At 72.0% G+C, this 15,570-nt stretch carries 15 protein-coding genes; 11 read left to right on the forward strand and 4 right to left on the reverse strand.

Annotated elements, in window-relative coordinates; translation table 11 throughout:
* The first annotated feature begins 1 nt into the window (after position 1).
* The 3 genes from LL648_RS41200 to LL648_RS41210 all read left to right on the forward strand — a co-directional run bounded on the left by LL648_RS41200 (position 2) and on the right by LL648_RS41210 (position 4,187).
* Positions 2–2,158 (forward strand): heavy metal translocating P-type ATPase, encoded by a 2,157-nt coding sequence (locus tag LL648_RS41200; RefSeq protein ID WP_232668418.1) that lies wholly within the window; start codon positions 2–4, stop codon positions 2,156–2,158.
* Positions 2,159–2,232: 74 nt separating this feature from the next.
* The gene (locus LL648_RS41205; protein ID WP_232668419.1) at positions 2,233–3,708 is read left to right on the forward strand and encodes a linalool dehydratase/isomerase domain-containing protein; all 1,476 of its coding nucleotides are present in this window, start codon (positions 2,233–2,235) and stop codon (positions 3,706–3,708) included.
* The gene (locus tag LL648_RS41210; RefSeq protein WP_232668420.1) at positions 3,705–4,187 is read left to right on the forward strand and encodes an SCO family protein; all 483 of its coding nucleotides are present in this window, start codon (positions 3,705–3,707) and stop codon (positions 4,185–4,187) included. The genes LL648_RS41205 and LL648_RS41210 overlap by 4 nt, the downstream gene beginning before the upstream one ends.
* A gap of 81 nt (positions 4,188–4,268) precedes the next feature.
* Here LL648_RS41210 and LL648_RS41215 read toward each other — a convergent pair whose 3' ends face one another.
* Both LL648_RS41215 and LL648_RS41220 read right to left on the reverse strand, forming a co-directional pair.
* Positions 4,269–4,904 carry a 3-oxoacid CoA-transferase subunit B gene (locus LL648_RS41215; protein WP_232668421.1) on the reverse strand — a complete coding sequence of 212 codons (636 nt, stop codon included), beginning with the start codon at positions 4,902–4,904 and terminating at the stop codon, positions 4,269–4,271.
* The gene (locus tag LL648_RS41220; protein WP_232668422.1) at positions 4,901–5,572 is read right to left on the reverse strand and encodes a CoA transferase subunit A; all 672 of its coding nucleotides are present in this window, start codon (positions 5,570–5,572) and stop codon (positions 4,901–4,903) included. Before LL648_RS41220 ends, LL648_RS41215 begins: the two co-directional genes overlap by 4 nt.
* A gap of 81 nt (positions 5,573–5,653) precedes the next feature.
* Between LL648_RS41220 and LL648_RS41225 the strand changes: the two genes are divergently transcribed.
* Positions 5,654–6,529, forward strand: coding sequence for a LysR substrate-binding domain-containing protein (locus LL648_RS41225; protein ID WP_232668423.1), 876 nt, complete (start codon positions 5,654–5,656; stop codon positions 6,527–6,529).
* Here the strand turns inward: LL648_RS41225 and LL648_RS41230 are convergent, their stop codons facing one another.
* Positions 6,530–7,963, reverse strand: coding sequence for an amidohydrolase family protein (locus LL648_RS41230; RefSeq protein ID WP_232668424.1), 1,434 nt, complete (start codon positions 7,961–7,963; stop codon positions 6,530–6,532). It abuts the gene before it with no gap.
* A 184-nt stretch (positions 7,964–8,147) separates the two neighbouring features.
* On the opposite strand from LL648_RS41230, the gene LL648_RS41235 reads away from it, so the two are divergent.
* The 6 genes from LL648_RS41235 (at position 8,148) to LL648_RS41260 (ending at position 13,269) form a co-directional block, all read left to right on the forward strand.
* Positions 8,148–8,954: an IclR family transcriptional regulator domain-containing protein gene (locus tag LL648_RS41235; RefSeq protein WP_232668425.1), complete on the forward strand. Its 807-nt coding sequence runs from the start codon at positions 8,148–8,150 to the stop codon at positions 8,952–8,954.
* Between the two features lie 91 nt (positions 8,955–9,045).
* Complete coding sequence (locus LL648_RS41240) at positions 9,046–10,218, forward strand: CaiB/BaiF CoA transferase family protein (protein WP_232668426.1); 1,173 nt, start codon at positions 9,046–9,048, stop codon at positions 10,216–10,218.
* Positions 10,211–11,026, forward strand: coding sequence for a citryl-CoA lyase (locus tag LL648_RS41245; protein ID WP_232668427.1), 816 nt, complete (start codon positions 10,211–10,213; stop codon positions 11,024–11,026). Before LL648_RS41240 ends, LL648_RS41245 begins: the two co-directional genes overlap by 8 nt.
* A complete protein-coding gene (locus tag LL648_RS41250) occupies positions 11,019–11,882 on the forward strand; it encodes an extradiol ring-cleavage dioxygenase (RefSeq protein ID WP_232668428.1) in 864 nt (287 codons plus the stop codon). The genes LL648_RS41245 and LL648_RS41250 overlap by 8 nt, the downstream gene beginning before the upstream one ends.
* On the forward strand, positions 11,879–12,238 hold the full coding sequence (locus tag LL648_RS41255; protein ID WP_232668429.1) for a hypothetical protein: 360 nt from the start codon (positions 11,879–11,881) through the stop codon (positions 12,236–12,238). Before LL648_RS41250 ends, LL648_RS41255 begins: the two co-directional genes overlap by 4 nt.
* Before the next feature lie 8 nt (positions 12,239–12,246).
* Positions 12,247–13,269, forward strand: a complete 1,023-nt coding sequence (locus LL648_RS41260; RefSeq protein WP_232668430.1) for a 5-methyltetrahydropteroyltriglutamate--homocysteine methyltransferase — start codon at positions 12,247–12,249, stop codon at positions 13,267–13,269.
* On the opposite strand, the gene LL648_RS41265 is transcribed toward LL648_RS41260, so the two are convergent.
* Positions 13,259–14,197 carry a quinone oxidoreductase family protein gene (locus tag LL648_RS41265; RefSeq protein ID WP_232668431.1) on the reverse strand — a complete coding sequence of 313 codons (939 nt, stop codon included), beginning with the start codon at positions 14,195–14,197 and terminating at the stop codon, positions 13,259–13,261. The two genes, LL648_RS41260 and LL648_RS41265, sit on opposite strands and share 11 nt — an antisense overlap.
* An 879-nt stretch (positions 14,198–15,076) precedes the next feature.
* Here LL648_RS41265 and LL648_RS41270 point away from each other — a divergent pair.
* Positions 15,077–15,570: DUF222 domain-containing protein (locus LL648_RS41270; protein WP_232668432.1), on the forward strand; the 494-nt coding region annotated here is incomplete at its 3' end.

The raw sequence follows: 15,570 nt of genomic DNA on the forward strand, positions 1-15,570 counted from the left end.
CATGGCCGCACCGGAGCTGGAGCTGGTGATCGGCGGGATGACGTGCGCCTCGTGCGCGAGCCGTGTACAGCGCACGCTCGACCGCCTCGACGGCGTGCACGCGACCGTCAGCTACGCGACCGGCGTGGCGACCGTGCACACGTCGGGTGCGCTTGCGCCGACGGCGCTCGTCGCGGCTGTCGAGGGCGCCGGCTTCGACGCCGCGGTCATTGAGCACGGCATGGCGCACGGCGTGGTTCGTGGCTCGGATGACGACACCGTCCGGCTGCTGTACCGGCGGCTGGTGGTGGCGGTCGTCGTGGGGATACCGGTCGCGGAGCTGTCGATGACCCCAGCGGCCGGCCCGCCCGGTTGGCGCTGGGTGTTGCTGGCGCTGGTGCTCCCGGTGGCCCTCTGGTGCGCGGCGCCGTTCCACCGGGCCGCGCTCCGCAACGCCCGCCACGGCGCGACGTCGATGGACACCTTGATCTCCCTCGGCGTGCTGACGTCCACCGGGTGGTCGGCGTACGCGATGCTCACGTCGGCCGGGGCGCTGTACCTGGACGTGCCGGTGTTCGTGACGGTGTTCCTGCTCGGCGGCCGGCTGCTGGAGGCGCTGGCGAGACGCCGGACGGGCGCGGTGCTGCGCGCGCTGGAGGCGCTGCGCGCGCAGGACGTCACGGTGCTGCGCGACGGCCACGAGCGGCGGATCCCCGCGGGTGAGCTGCTGATCGGCGAGACCGTCGTGGTGCGCGCGGGCGATCTCGTGGCCTGTGACGGCGTGGTGGTCGCCGGGAACGGGGTCGTGGACACGAGCACGATGACGGGCGAGTCCACGCCCGTCGAGGTGCGCGCCGGCGAGCAAGTGTTCAGCGGGACGGTCGCGGTGAGCGGCCCGTTGGACGTCCGGGCCGACGGGGTCGGCGCCGGGACGCGGCTGGCGCAGCTGATCCGCCTCGTCGAGCGCGCGTCGAACGAGAAGGCCGGCATCCAGCGGTTCGCCGACCGGGTCTGCGCGGTGTTCGTGCCGGTGGTGATCGCGGGTTCGGCGCTGACGTTCCTGTCTTGGATCGCGGTGAGCGGGATCGAACCGGCCGTCACCGCCGCGCTCGCCGTCCTGATCATCGCGTGCCCGTGCGCGCTGGGGCTGGCGACACCGACGGCGCTGCTCGTCGCGGCCGGGCGCGGGGCCCAGCTGGGCGTCTTCCTGAAGGGGTCGGCGGCGCTGGAGTCGGCGCACGCCGTCGACACCGTGGTGCTCGACAAGACCGGGACGCTCACGACCGGCCGGATGACCGTCCGCGACCTCGTGACCGCCGGGACGCAGCCCGCGGTGCTCGTCGGGCGCGCGGCGGCGGTGCTGGCCGGGTCGAGGCACCCGCTGGCGGCGCCCGTCGTCGCGCTGGGCGTCAGCTCGTGGGGTGCGCTCGCCGAGGCCGAGGAGCCCTGCGGGATGCCCGGCCTCGGCGCGGCGGGCACGGTCGACGGGCATCTGGTGCTGGTCGGGTCGCCGCTGCTGATGGCCACGCACGGGGTGGCGACGAGCGAGGCCGTCGACGCTCGGGTCGGCCGGTGGGAGGCCGCGGGGCACAGCACCGTCGTCGTGGCCTGGGACGGGGCGGTGACCGGCGCGTTCGCGCTCGGCGACGCGGTCAAGCCCGGTGCCGCCGCCGCGGTCGACCATCTGCGGCGGATGGGGTTGCGGACGATCCTGCTCACGGGCGACAACGAGGGCGCCGCACGAGCGGTGGCCGCCGCCGTCGGCGTCACCGAGGTCGCCGCGCGGGTGCTGCCCGCCGGGAAGATCGAGCTGGTCGAGCGGCTGCAGGCCGAGGGTCGAACGGTGGCGGTGGTGGGCGACGGCGTGAACGACGCCCCAGCGCTCGCCGGCGCCGACCTCGGCGTCGCGATGGGCTCGGGCACCGACGTCGCGCTGGCCGCCGCCGACATCATCGTCGTCCGCGACGACCTGGCGGCCGTCCCGCTCGCGATCGGGCTGGCCCGCCGCACCCGCACGACCACCCGCGTGAACCTGGCCTGGGCGTTCGCCTACAACGTCGCGGCGCTGCCGGTCGCCGCGCTCGGGTACCTCAGCCCCGTCGTCGCCGGGGCGGCCATGGTGCTCTCGTCGCTGTTCGTCGTGACCAACAGCCTGCGGTTGCGCAGCTACGGGCGATGAGGCGGGCAGAACCGCGCTCGGCCACACCCGAACGGGTGTGGTGAAGCCCTGCCCACGGCGTACGGTCCCCCTCCATGGCGACGACGTCCGTGCTCGACGCGGAGCAGCTGGGCCACCTGCGGCACTGGGACAACCTGTCCCGGCAGCTGCCCAACGACTGGTCATCGATGCAGGGCAAAGGGCTCGGCGAGGACGATTTCGGCAGCTACCGGTTCCAGCTCGCCTACATGGTCTACGGGCTCGCGCTGGCCCACCGCCACCGGCTGCCCGCCGCGCCGGGGGTGTTCCGGCCGACGATGCAGCGGTTGATCGGGAAGCTGTTGCGGCCCGACGTCTGGATGTACTGGCGTGACGTCTCGCGCGGTGGCGCCGTCTTCAACGCCCACCTCAGCGACCGGCTCACCGAGGAGTGGGACCCGGTTGTCCGCGACAACATCATGTACTCGGCGTACGTGCAGTCCTGCGCGCTGCTGCACGACCACCTCTTCGCCGCGGACACCTACGCCGAACCCGGATCGCTGACGTTCAAGCACTGGTCGTTCTTCTGGGGCGGCGGCGAGAAGCGGTTCGAGTACGACCGCAACTCGTTGAGCGAGCACCTCTACTGGCAGATGGTCGAGAACGGCTACCTCGGCGTCGCCTGCGAGCCCAACTGCGTGTTCCAGATCTGCAACCAGCCGGCCATCTTCGGCTTCCGCATGCACGACCTGCTCACCGGCGGCAACCGGGCCGAGGACGTCGTCGCCGGCTACGAGAAGGCCTGGTCCGACTTCGGCCGCCTCGACGCCACCGGCCACTACAACATGATGATCATGGAGGACAGCCGGGCCGTCCGGCCGAACGAGGCACCCTCACCCTGGGTCGACGCCTGGTGCGGCGCGCTGATGAACACGTGGAACCGCGACTTCGTCCACACGAACTACCCCAGCCAGGTCGCCGCGTTCCTCGTCCCCGGACCGGACGGCACCCTCTCGGTCCGATCCGCGCCCGCGGCCAACGTCATGGGGCAGACCGTCGTCTCCGACACCTGCGACACGGGCTGGGTGGCCGCGTGGGCGTCCGAGATGGGTGATCGGGACACCCTCGCCGGGCTGCTCGCCCACGCCGACCGCTTCATGAACCCCACCTGGCGCGACGGCGGGCTCTACTACCCCCGCAACGACACCCCGACCGACGACGCCGGCCACCGCACCGACATCGAACCCATGTCGGGCAACGTGCTGCTCGGGTACGCGCGCCTCAACGTCGCCGACGGCCTATGGGGCCTCTACAACCAGCCCTGGGGCCCCGACCACCACGCCGAGCCGGCGCTGGTGGAGGTCGACCGCGATGTCGAGGTCAGCCGGGCCGAGGTGGTCGACGGCGTGCTGCACGCCCGCCTCCGCCGCGACCGCACCCTGCCCGGCGCGGGCACCGTCACCATCGCCCGGCTGCCCGGGGATGCCGAGCTGCGACTGGACGGAACCGTGATCACCGGCCGTGCCGACGGGGACCGGACCGTGCTCGACGTGCCCGACGGAGCCGCCGTCGACCTGGTGGCCGGTCGGTGACCGCGCCACCGATCCGCGCGACGTACACCCTGCTCGACCACCACGGCACGCCCGTCACCGAACGCACCTACCGCGGCCGGTGGCAGCTCGTGCAGTTCGGGTTCACATCGTGCAAGGTCGTCTGCCCGCGCGCGCTGGGCAAGCTGAGCAAGGCGCTCGACGCCGTCGAGCCCGCGCTGCTGGTGCCGCTCTACATCTCGGTCGACCCGGAACGCGACACCCCCGCCGTCATGAAGGCGTTCCTCGAAGCGACCTACCCCTGGTTCACCGGTCTGACCGGCACCCCGGAGCAGATCGACGACGCGAAGCGCGCGTTCAAGATCTTCACCCGGCACCGGGACACCCCCGACGGCTACGACGTGCAGCACACCGCGCTCACCTACCTGCTCGACCCGGACGGGCGCCCCGCCCACCACTGGCCCGACCACCACCCGGCCGAAACGATCACGCGGGACCTCCACCGACTGCTCACCACCTGACCCCCCAACTTCCCCACCGTTTTGCCAACCTGCACACCCTGGAGGGTGCGCAAATGAGCAAAACGGTGGGGACGTTCGGGGTCAGCGGAAGGGTGCGGCGGTGTGGGTGCGGATCCACGCGAGGTCGTGGTCGTCGGCGATGTCGACCAGCTCCAGCCCGCCGGGGGTGACGGCGAACGTCGCCGCCTCGGTGACGACGAGGTCGACGGGGCGCTGCGCCGTCAGCGGGAACGTCGCGTCGGCGACGATCTTCGGTGTGCCGTCCTTGGCGGTGTGCGTCGTGGCGACGATGACGGTCCGGGCCCCGACCAGCAGGTCCATCGCTCCGCCGACACCCAGCACCGGCTTGCCCGGCAGCGCCCAGTTCGCGATCCGGCCCCGCGCGTCGATCTGCAGCGCCCCGAGCACGGCGACCTCGACGTGCCCGCCGCGGATCATCCCGAACGACGCGGAGCTCGCGAAGTACGAGGCGCCCGGTCGCGCGGTGACCGGCAGCTTGCCGGCGTGCACGAGGTCCGGGTCGATCTCCCCCGGTCCGGGCGTCGGGCCGACGCCGAGCAGGCCGTTCTCGGTCTGCAGGTGCGCGGTGCCGGCCGGCAGGTGGTCGGCGACCAGTGTCGGGATGCCGATGCCGAGGTTGACCACGGCGCCGCGCGGGATGTGCGGGGCGACGCGGGCGGCGATGCGCTGCTGCACGGTCATCTGCTGCACGGTCATCGGGCCACCCCGGTGCAGACGACCGCGTCGACGAACAGGTGCGGGGTCACGATCTCCTCCGGGTCCAGCGCGCCGACCGGCACCACCTCGTCCACCTCCGCGATCACGACGTCGGCCGCGGTGGCCATGTCCGGGTTGAAGTTGCGCGCGGTCTTCGAGTAGACGAGGTTGCCCAGCTCGTCGGCGGTCCGGGCCCTGATCAGCGCGACGTCGGCGTGCAGCGCCTCGTGGAAGAGGTGCGGCTCGCCGCCGATCACCCGCTCCTCGCGGCCCTGCGCGAGCGCGGTGCCCCACCCGGTGCGCGTGTAGAAGCCGCCGATGCCGGCGCCGCCGGCGCGGATCGCCTCGGCGAGCGTCCCCTGCGGAAGCAGCTCCACCTCCAGCCGGCCCGCCTCGTAGGCCGCGACGACGTCGGGGTTGCTGGTGAAGTACGAGCCGACGGCCTTGCGCACGCGCCCGTCCAGCAGCAGCCGGCCCAGGCCGCGGCCGGGCTCGCCGAGGTTGTTGCTGATCACGGTCAGGTCGCGGGCGCCGGGGTGCACGAGCAGGCCCTCGATCAGCGCGAGCGGCGCACCGACCAGGCCGAACCCGCCCACCATCAGCGTCGCGCCCGGCCGGACGGCCGCCAGCGCCGCCGCGATGCTCGTCGTCGGGGACACGAGGGTCATGCACGAAAGCACAGCAAGCCGGCAGCGATACGTCCAACATCTGTTCTGTCGTTTCCCAGACGATGTGGATATAACTGCGGCGTGCACTGCCGCCGGCTCACCTACTTCGTCGCTGTCGCGGAGGAGCTGTCCTTCACCAGCGCCGCCGAACGCCTGCACATGGCGCAGCCACCACTCTCCCAGCAGATCGCCCTGCTGGAGAAGGAGCTCGGCACGGCGCTCTTCGACCGCTCCCGCCGCTCGGTCCGGCTCACCCCGGCCGGCGCGGCGCTGCTCCCCGAGGCCCGCCGCCTGCTCGCCGAACTCGACGAGACGGCCGGCATGATCCGCCGGGTCGGCGACGGGAGCGTCGGCCAGCTCTCGATCGGTTTCGTCCCTTCGGCGATCAACGGGCCGCTGCCCGAGCTGCTGCGCCGGTTCCGCGCCGGCCGTCCCGACGTCGAGCTCGTCCTGCGCGAGATGGCGCCCGACCCGCTCGTGGCGGCCGTCGAGCGGGGCCGGCTCGACCTCGGGATCCTCTACCTGCCGGTCTCCGCGAGCGGGCTCACCCAGCAGGTCCTCGGCGAGGAGGAGCTGGTGCTGGCGCTCCCCGCCGACCATCCGGCCACCGCGAGCAGCGAGATCGACCTCGCGGACCTGGCCGACGAGCCGTTCATCATGCCCGAGCGGCACGACGTGCCCGGCCTGCACGCCGCCGTCGCCAGGGCCTTCACCGAGGCGGGCGTCGCCCCGCGGATCGCGTTGCGCGGCGTCTGGCTCGTGCAGACCGTGCTCGGCCTGGTCGCTGCCGGGATCGGGCCCGCGGTCGTGCCGTCATCGGTGGCCACCGCGAACCGCGACGGCGTCGTGCTGCGCCCGATCCGCGGCCGGCACCGGGTCGACCTCGCCGCGGTCTGGCTCCCCGACCGCGCCTCGGCCCCGCTGGCAGCGTTCGTCGCCGAGCTGCGCACCCCGTGATCAGACGGCGTGCGTGCTGCCGCTGCGGTAGTCGGTGTAGGTGTAAGGGTTGTCGAGCAGCTCGGTGTCGGGCACATCCGGGTTCATCCCCCGCTGCCACTGCTCCTCGCCCAGCGTCGAGCGCAGGTGCTCGACGGTCCGGTCGATCGCGGCGCGCGCGGCGTCGAGGTCGATCCCGACCAGCCGGTGGTCGCGCTTGACGATCCGCCCGTTCACCAGCACCGCCTCCACGTCGGCCCGCTGCGCCTGGAACGCCACGTGACCGTGCGGGTTGAGCAGCGGGAACATCGCGGGTGAGTGCTCGTTGCGGATCAGCACGACGTCGGCCTTCTGCCCGACCTCGATGCTGCCCAGGTCGTCGCGGCCGAGCGCTCGCGCGCCGCCGCGGGTGGCCCACTCGACGACCTGCTCGGCGCGCAGCGCGGAGTGCGTGACGGTCTCGCCTTTCGCGTGCGCCTCCATGTGAACGCGGGAGCGGTCGGCGCCCAGCGTGCTGCGCATCGCCGAGAACAGGTCGCCGCTCCACCACACGGTGGTGTCCATCGACAGCGACACCGGGATGCCGTGCGCGCGCAGCGCCCAGGTGGGCGGGTAGCCCTGGCCCGCGCTCTGCTCGCTCTCCGTCGATACCGAAACCGAGCCGCCTGTCGCGGCGATGCGGTGGTACGAGTCGGCCGAGAGCGACGCCGCGTGCACGTAGACGTTCTGGGGGCTCATGAACCCGCCGTCGTGCATCAGCCGGATGCCGTCGTTGTTGGTGGCGCCCCAGACCCCGGCATGGGTCGTGACCGCGACGCCGAGATCCCGCGCCACTTCGAACGCCGGCTGCTCGGGGAAGGTGGGGTCGCCGGTGACGTCGAAGGCGAGCTGGAACCCGAGCATGTCCCAGCTGCCGCCGCCCGGGGTGCGCCGGGCGACGAAGTCGCGGAACTCGGGGGTGCCTGTCCAGCTCGCCGGGGCGTCCTGGATGTTCCCGTAGGCCAGCACGAACCGGCCGGGCACGCTCTCCAGCGCGTCGACCGCCGCGTCGGCGTGCTGGGTCGTCCGCAGGCCGTGCGACCAGTCGACGACGGTCGTCACGCCGGCGTCGAGCGCCTCGATCGCGCCGAGCAGGTTGCCTGCGTGCACGTCCTCGGGGCGGAAGTGCTTGCCCGATTCGAGGTAGTACCAGACGAAGTACTGGGTGAGCGTCCAGTCGGCGCCGTAGCCGCGCATCGCGGTCTGCCACATGTGCCGATGGGTGTCGATCATGCCGGGCAGCACGATGCCGTCGGACGCGTCGATCTCGTCCGTGCCGTCGGGCACGGTCAGGCCGACCCCGACGTCGGCGATCCGGTCGTCGACGACGAGCACGTCGTGGCCGGGGAGCACGCTGTGCCGTGCGTCGACGGTGATCACGGTGCCGCCGCGCAGCACCACGGGACGTCCGCTCATGAGCGCTCCTCGATTACGGACGATCGTCCGCCTGACGGTTCATCGCAGGACGCGGACACTGTCGAACACCCCGGACCCGGTGTCAATCCGCCATTTCGCACAACCGACACGCACGCCCCTTCACAGCGTCCGCCACGCGGACAGCGGGCTAGGCTGCGCACGCAGACCAGTTCGAGGAGACGACATGCCACGCGACGGGACCGGCCCGGACTTCATCGAGGCGCTGGCCCGCGGCCTGGAGGTCATCACAGCGTTCCACCAGGACCGACCCACGATGACACTGGCCGAGGTCGCAAGCGCCACCGGCCTCGCCCGGCCGACCGCGCGGCGGATCCTGCTGACGCTGCGGGAGCTCGGCTACGTCCGCGAGGCCGAGCGCGGCTACGCGCTCACACCGCGCGTGCTGGAGCTCGGTGTCGCGTACGTCCGGTCGATGGGGCTGTGGGACGTCGCCCGCCCGCACCTGGAACACCTGGTCCGCAAGACCAACGAATCGTGCTCCATCGCCCAGCTCGACGGCTCCGACATCGTCTACGTCGCGCGCGTCGCCGTGCCGAAGATCGTCTCGCTGGCCGTGCAGATCGGAACCCGGTTCCCGGCGCTGCAGACGTCGCTGGGCAAGGTGCAGCTCGCCGCGCTCGCCCGGGACGAGCTGGAACGGGTGTTGGCCCAGCCCACCCGCTCCGGCCTGACCCCCCGCTGGCAACCCGACGCCGCGGAGCGCGACGCAGCCCTGCGCGACGTCCGGGCCCGCGGTTGGGCGCTGACCGACGAGCAGCTGGCCCTCGGCATCCGGTCGATCGCCGCGCCGCTGCGCGACGGTTCGGGCCGGGTGATCGCGGGCGTCAACGTCAACTGCCACGCCGCCGAGACCTCCGTCGAGCGCCTCCTGGACCACCACCTCCCGCTCCTCTTGCAGACCGCGGGCGAGATCAGCGCCGACTTCGCGCAGCTCGAAACCGTCCCGCACGTCACGGTGTCGGCTTCGTAGGAGCCCCTGGGGCGCTTGACGGCGTCCTCACCACCCACCACCATCGGAACTGCGGACACTCGTCCGGCAAGCGGTCACGAGATGGGGTCGGATGGCGGACGCCAACAAATCGGGAGGCGGGCCGCTGGCCGGGCTGCTCGTCGCGGACTTCTCCCGCGTCCTCGCCGGCCCCTACGCGACGATGCTGCTCGCGGACATGGGCGCGGAGGTCGTCAAGGTCGAAGGGCCGGGCGGCGACGAGACCCGCACCTGGATGCCGCCGACGAGGGGCGAGGTCTCGACGTACTACCTGGGCGTCAACCGCGGCAAGCGGTCGATCGCGCTCGACCTGCGCGACGCGGCCGACGCCGCCGTCGGCCGCGAGCTGGCCCGCCGGGCCGACGTGCTGATCGAGAACTTCAAGCCGGGCGGGCTGGCCCGGTTCGGGCTCGACTACGAGTCGGTGCACACGGCGAACCCCGGCGCGGTGTACGCGTCGATCACCGGGTTCGGGCAGGGCGCCGGATCGCACGTGCCCGGCTACGACCTGATGGTGCAGGCGATCTCCGGCCTCATGAGCCTGACCGGTGCCCCCGACGGGCCGCCGTACCGGGCCGGGATCTCGGTGTTCGACGTGATGGCCGGCAACCACGCGGTGATCGGGATCCTGGCCGCTCTGCGCCACCGCGATGCCACCGGGGAGGGCCAGCACGTCGAGGTCAACCTGCTCTCCTCCGCCCTGACCGGGCTGGTCAACCACAGCTCCGCGTACGTCGCCGCCGACGTCGTGCCATACCGGATGGGCAACGCACACCCGAGCGTGTTCCCGTACGAGCCGCTGCCGACCGCCGACAACGACCTGATCATCGCCGCGGCGAACGACGGGCAGTTCCGAAAGCTGTGCGACGTCCTGGAACTCCCCGAGATCCCGCAGGACCCTCGCTTCGCCCACAACGTCGACCGCACGAGGAACCGCGAGGAGCTGCGCCCGATCCTGGAGGCGCGCCTCGCGACCCGCGGGGCCGTCGAGTGGTTCGAGGCGCTCAGCGCGGTCGGCGTGCCGTGCGGACCGATCAACACCATCGACGGCGGGTTCGCCATGGCGCAGCGTTTTGGTCTCGACCCCGTCGTCGAGGTCGGCGAAGGCGAGCGGGCCGTGCCCACCACCCGCCACCCGATCCGCTTCTCCGCCACCCCGGCGACCTACCGCCTGCCGCCGCCCGAGCTCGACGAGCACGGCGCCGAGCTGCGGAAATGGCTGACCGAGGCGGACGACCGTGGCTGAGCGCGAGTACCGGACGGCCCTGGGCGCCTCGACCCCGGAGCGGATCACGCTGCTCGGCCACGACCTCGCCGATGACGTGATGGGCTCGGTCGGGTTCGGCGAGCTGGCGTTCTGGCTGGCCACCCAGCGTCGCCCCACCCCGGGTGAGACGCGGGTGTTCGAGGCCGTGCTCGCGGCGCTCGCCGATCACGGGTTCACGCCCACCGCGATCGTCACACGGCTGACGTACCTGTCGGCCCCCGACTCGGTGCAGGGCGCGCTGGCGGCCGGTCTGCTCGGCGGCGGCTCACGTTTCCTCGGGGTGACCGAGGACTGCGGCCGGTTCCTGCACGACGTCCTGACCTCGGTCGACGGCGAGCTGCCCACCGACGAGGCCGGCTGGGACGCCATCGCGCTGGCCACCGTGCGGGAGCAGCGCGCGGCGAAGAGGTTCGTCCCCGGCCTCGGGCACCACGTGCACAAGCAGGGCGACCCGCGCACCCCGCGGCTGTTCGAGATCGCCACCGAGGAGCGGCTGTTCGGCCCACACCTCGCGCTGTTCGCCGCGATCGGGCGGGTACACCCGCAGGTGCTCGGGCGGACGTTGCCGCTCAACGGGGCGGGCGTCTGCGGAGCCGCACTCGCCGACCTGGGCCTGCCGTTGGAGCTGCTGCGCGGGTTCGCCCTGCTCGCCCGCACGGCCGGGCTGATCGGTCAGCTCGCCGAGGAGCTGCGCCACCCCGTCGCCAACGACATCTTCCTCTCGGTCGACCTCAACAACCGCTCGGTCGACCCTGATCCCTACGAGCCGGGAGCTCCGCATGGCTGAGCTGGTCGCGGTGATCGCCTCCACCCACCATCCCTTCTACCATCGCGCGAGCACCTCCTCGGGCGAGGATCGGCCGCCCTTCGCCGACGAGTGGGTGCGCAAGGTCGAGGCGTTCCGCGAGACGTTGACCCTCGCCCGTCCCGACGTGCTCGTCATGGTGGGTTCCGACCACTTCCACCAGCTGTGGTTGGACAACATGCCGCAGTTCCTGGTCGGCAAGGCGCCCGCGTACGACGGCAACTGGTACAACGAGGAGCGCGAGTTCGGTCTCCCCCGGATGCACCTCGCGGGCCACGAGGAGCTCTCGGCGCACGTGCTGCGGCAGGGCCTCGACTCCGGGTTCGACCTGGCGTTCTCCAACGAGCTGCGGATCGACCACTCGATCACCTGCCCGATCATCACGCTTCGGCCGCAGGCCGACCTGCCGATCGTGCCGATCTACACGAACATCTTCGCGCCGCCACTCCCACAGCCGAAGCGGTTCGTGCAGCTCGGCCGCACCATCCGGGAGATCGTCGAGGGCTGGCCGTCCGACCAGCGGGTGGCGGTGATCGGCACCGGGCACCTCTCACTGGAGCTGGGCGGGCCGCGCCAGTTCGGGCCGCACGGCCCCGACCCGCAGTTCGACCAGAAGGCCGTCGGTTGGATCGCGGGCGGCGACATCGAGGAGTGCCTCGCCGAGGTGAGCCTCGAGAGCCTGCACCTGCCGGGCAACGCCACCCACGGCTTCATGGACTTCATGCTGATGATGGGCGTCGCGGGCGAGGGGCAGCGGGCCGACTACGTCGACACGTTCGACCTGTTCCACACGATGGAGGCGTACTTCACCTGGTACCCGAAGGGGGCGCCGTCGTGAGCAAGTACCTCGTCGACAAGTTCCTGTTCACCGTCGACCGCGACCCGGAGCTCGTCGAGCGCTATCGCGACGACCCCGCGGGCACGGTCGCCTGGTGGGAGGCCGAGGAGGCGAACCGCATCCTCAACTGCGTCGCCGCGGAGCGCTCGACCTGGCTCGCCTTCGACGACGCCGAACGGGCCGCGCTCGCCGGGCACGACTACCCCGCGCTGTTCGCGATGGGCGCGCACCCGTTCCTCACGTTGACGCTGTTCATCGCCATGTTCGAGCGCGACCACGAAGGCCTGGACTTCCAGCTGGAGTACGCCCGGCGCCTCTCGCACATGCAGCTGCCCTACCCCGACATCGCGACCTGAGGAGCACCGTGGCGCTACCGATCTTCCCGACGTCGCTGGTCGGCAGCTACGCCCAGCCCGAGTGGCTGATCGACCGGTCGAAGCTGGCCGGGCGCTTCCCGCCCCGGGTGCGGGCCAAGGAGCTGTGGCGCATCGCGCCGGAGTTCCTCGCCGAGGCGCAGGACGACGCCACGGTGCTGGCGATCCGGGCCCAGCAGGACGCCGGGCTCGACATCATCACCGACGGCGAGATCCGCCGCGAGAGCTACTCCAACCACTTCGCCACCGCGCTCCACGGCGTCGACATCGACAATCCCGGCACCGCGCTCGACCGCAGCGGCCACCCCAACCCGGTACCGCGCATCGTCGGGCCGATCCGGCGACCCCACCCGGTCGAGGTCGACGACCTGCGGTTCCTGCGCGCCCGCACCGACCGGACCGTCAAGATGACGGTGCCGGGGCCGTTCACGATGAGCCAGCAGGCGCAGAACGACCACTACCCCGACGCCGAGTCGGCGGCCATGGGCTACGCGGCCGCCGTCAACGCCGAGGTCAAGGACCTGCACGCGGCCGGCGCCGACATCGTCCAGATCGACGAGCCGTACATGCAGGCCCGGCCCGACGCCGCGCGCGCCTACGGCCTCGCAGCGCTCAACGCGGCGCTCGACGGCGTCACCGGCACGACCGCGGTGCACATCTGCTTCGGCTACGCCGCGATCATCCACGAGCGCCCCGAGGGCTACTCGTTCCTGCCGGAGCTCGCCGGTTGCTCCGCCGACCAGATCTCCATCGAGACCGCCCAGTCGGGGCTCGACCTGGGCGTGCTGTCCGACCTCACGGCGAAGACGATCATCCTGGGCGTGATCGACCTGTCGACGCCGGAGGTGGAGTCGGTCGAGCTGGTCGCCGACCGGGCACGCCGCGCCTTCGGCCGGATCCCCGCCGAGCAGCTGGTGCTCGCCACCGACTGCGGGATGAAGTACCTGCCCCGCACGAGCGCCGAGGGCAAGATGCGCGCGCTGGCCGGGGCGGCGCGGCTGCTCAGGGGGTGAGCACGATCCGGCCGGCGGTGCGCCCCGCCGCCTGCCGGGACCAGGCGTCGGCGGCGTCCGCGAGCGGCACCCGCTCGTGGCGGACCGTCAGCCGACCCGCGGCGGCGAACCCGCACACCGCCTCGATCGCGCCCCGGCGCAGCGCCGGGTCGAGAGCGTTGTTGGTGTAGCCGAGCACGTCGAGCGAGCGGCCCCGCAGGGTCGCCGAGTCGATCGCCGACGTCGGGGCGGCAGCGCTGCCCAAGTGCACCATCCGGCCGCCGGGGCGCAACGCGCGCAGCGCCGCCGCGGCCGGCACCCCGAACAGCGGATCGATCACCAGGTCAGCGGGGCCGCCGGCGGACATCGCCGCCGCGAGCGTCTCGACGTCGGCGTCCGGAGCGAGCGGCACGCAGTCGTCGGCGCCGTGGCCGCGGGCCAGGTCGAGCGCCGACTGCGACCGCGCGCACGCGACGACCCGGCCGGCACCGGCCAGCCGGGCGAGCTGCACGGCCGCCTCGCCGACGACCCCGCCCGCACCGAGCACGATCACCGTCTCGCCCTCGACGAGCCGCCCGCGCCACGTCAGGCACATCCAGGCGGCCACGGCCGAGAGGCCCAACGCCGCGGCCAGCACCGGGTCGACCCCGGACGGCAGCACCACCACATCGTCCTCGGCAACCGCCGCCCGCTCCGCCATGCTCCCGTCCCCCGGCGCCATCCCGGCGGACGACGCGAACCACACGACGGCCCCGGGCAGCGTCCCCACACCTTGCACACCGGGCACGTACGGGGTGGCGGGTACGCCGAAGTACGAGGTCCCCGACGCGCAGAGCAGGTCGAGCGGGGTGATCGGAGCGGCCAGGACGTCAACCACGAGACCGCCCGGATCGGGATGCTCCCCGACGACCGGCCCGGTACCCGGGGTGCGGATCAGCGCAGCACGCACGGTGATCGATCCTCTCGGCGCGGGTCGGGTTGACCGTCGACAACGACGTTTTGGCTGATGTTAGCGCTCACAAACGACCAGAACGTCGTTGTCGACGCTCACGCCGGAGCTGGGGTGCGCGAGTCGGGGCCGGGCCGTGCGCGAGTCGGGGTGGGCGGGTGAGTCGACACCTGCGGCACGGCGAGTCGACACCTGCGGCACGGTGAGAGTCCCACACGTTCCGGCGGGCGAGTCCCACGTTTCGGCGGGCGAGTCGCGCGTGTGGGAGCGGTGTGTCGCGCGCTTGGGCGGGTGGGGGTGGTTCTCGACGTGGTTCGTTGGGTGGGGTCGTGGCGGATGGTCTCGCGGCGGTGGTCCGGTTGGTCTTGGTGGTCGCGCGTTTTCAAGGGCGCCCTCGCCGGGCGGGCAGATCTCCGGGATGGTCGGGTCGTGCCATCCCGTCGACCTCCTTGGGGATACCACACGGCCGCCCATGGGCGGAGCTTCGTCGGTTGTGTTGCCGTTTTGTTGAGGGCCGCCCACGGGCGGCCGTGTGGTGGGGTTTTCCCAGGTCGACGGGATGGCACTCTTCAGCCCCCTATTGGTGGCGGGTACGCCGGTTTCGGCGACCTCGCAGACCTCATGGTGTCCTCGCAGAGGTTGTGCGGTCTGCGACGACACACCAGGGTCTGCGCGGTGCGAAAACCGTCGCTAGACAGCACCACAGGACAGAGGACCACCCTCCAATCGCAGGCTGATCCCGGGACTAGAGTGCAGGTCGGGGACGGCAGGCGACGCAACCAGGAAATACGCTCTTCACCCAACCCGGCCACCCCGAAAGCAAGAGAAGAAGTCGAAATTGGAGTGGCTATGGATCTTCACCGCGTCTAAAATGGAGATATGTCCGAGAACCTGCAGACCACCCTCGACGGGGTGACACAACTGCAGGCAGACACCCTGGTCGGGACGTTCGAAGAACGGTGCGCCGCGACCCGTGAGTTGGAGGTTCTGGGGCGTCGGCTGGATTTCGCGAGGGTTTGCGCGATCAGCGCTTTCGTTCGTGAGGGCGGTTTTCACGCGCGGGGCTACAGGTCGTCGATCCATGCGATCCGGGACCTGTGGAACCTCGACCACAACGACGCCAAGCGGTATGTGACCGCTGCTGAGCACGTCTGTCCTCGGATCGCCCTGGACGGTCAGGTGTTGCCGCCGCGGCTGCCTGCCACGGCGGCTGTGTTCGAGGCCGGGGCGATGAGCCTGCGACACGTCGAGAAGATCGTTGAGGTCCTCGCCTCGAAAGAGGCCGGGCGGCTGACACCGGCGGTGTGCGCCGACGTCGAGGTCCAGCTCGCAGACCACGCGCCCGTGTTCGAACCGCAGAGCTTGTACGTGTT

Origin of the sequence: Pseudonocardia sp. TRM90224 (assembly GCF_021245725.1) — a bacterium.
Taxonomy (GTDB): domain Bacteria; phylum Actinomycetota; class Actinomycetes; order Mycobacteriales; family Pseudonocardiaceae; genus Pseudonocardia.

Excerpts from the sequence above, each read along its gene's own strand:
- LL648_RS41230 (WP_232668424.1), bottom strand. The coding sequence starts at position 7,963 with ATGAGCGGACGTCCCGTGGTGCTGCGCGGCGGCACCGTGATCACCGTC.
- LL648_RS41200 (WP_232668418.1), top strand. The coding sequence starts at position 2 with ATGGCCGCACCGGAGCTGGAGCTGGTGATCGGCGGGATGACGTGCGCC.
- LL648_RS41235 (WP_232668425.1), top strand. The coding sequence starts at position 8,148 with ATGCCACGCGACGGGACCGGCCCGGACTTCATCGAGGCGCTGGCCCGC.
- LL648_RS41205 (WP_232668419.1), top strand. The coding sequence starts at position 2,233 with ATGGCGACGACGTCCGTGCTCGACGCGGAGCAGCTGGGCCACCTGCGG.
- LL648_RS41215 (WP_232668421.1), bottom strand. The coding sequence starts at position 4,904 with ATGACCGTGCAGCAGATGACCGTGCAGCAGCGCATCGCCGCCCGCGTC.
- LL648_RS41250 (WP_232668428.1), top strand. The coding sequence starts at position 11,019 with ATGGCTGAGCTGGTCGCGGTGATCGCCTCCACCCACCATCCCTTCTAC.
- LL648_RS41240 (WP_232668426.1), top strand. The coding sequence starts at position 9,046 with ATGGCGGACGCCAACAAATCGGGAGGCGGGCCGCTGGCCGGGCTGCTC.
- LL648_RS41220 (WP_232668422.1), bottom strand. The coding sequence starts at position 5,572 with ATGACCCTCGTGTCCCCGACGACGAGCATCGCGGCGGCGCTGGCGGCC.